Annotated in this window: 1 protein-coding gene; it reads right to left on the bottom strand. The window is 30.4% G+C overall.

Features of this window, described 5'->3' with window-relative positions; all coding sequences use genetic code 11:
• The coding region (locus tag OIF36_00455) for a hypothetical protein (protein MCV6598943.1) at positions 1–363 on the bottom strand (363 nt) is incomplete at its 3' end.
• Between the last annotated feature and the right edge of the window lie 154 nt (positions 364–517).

The raw sequence follows: 517 nt of genomic DNA, 5'->3' as shown, positions 1-517 counted from the left end.
ACCTAAACTTCCTGAAGGGGAAACAGCACCAGCTGCCAAAGCGGGTGCAGCTTTTGAAAGACCTTTTACAGCATAAGATAATACTCTTGCTCCAAGGCTTGCAAGTGTTTTGAAAAGACTTCCACCTTGTTTAGCTACTTTTCTTATCTGAGTTTTACTTATCTTAATATCAGCTCCAGTTCCATTATTCAATGACTTTTGAATTCTTTTTAGTTGTGTTTTAGTCAACATTAATTCATCATTTCCTGTTAGATTAGAATGTTTTAATCTCAATGTCAATGGTGTATGATTATTCATGGCAGAAGCTAAACTTCTTTTTTGATTATCAGTTAAATTTACTCCGTATTCAAAATAAGTTGTCATATTTTATTTAATAATTATATTAAGTTTAATATAATTATTAGAAAATATAATTAACCTCTCAACAAAAGTTTCACTTTCTTTATCTATTTCTGCTTCTTTTTCACTAAGAACAACACCATAAATTGTGTAATCTGTTGCTGTAGTTCCACTTAGA

The organism is Alphaproteobacteria bacterium, from assembly GCA_025800285.1.
GTDB lineage: Bacteria > Pseudomonadota > Alphaproteobacteria > JAOXRX01 > JAOXRX01 > JAOXRX01.
This window is presented reverse-complemented; position numbering and strand designations above follow the sequence as displayed.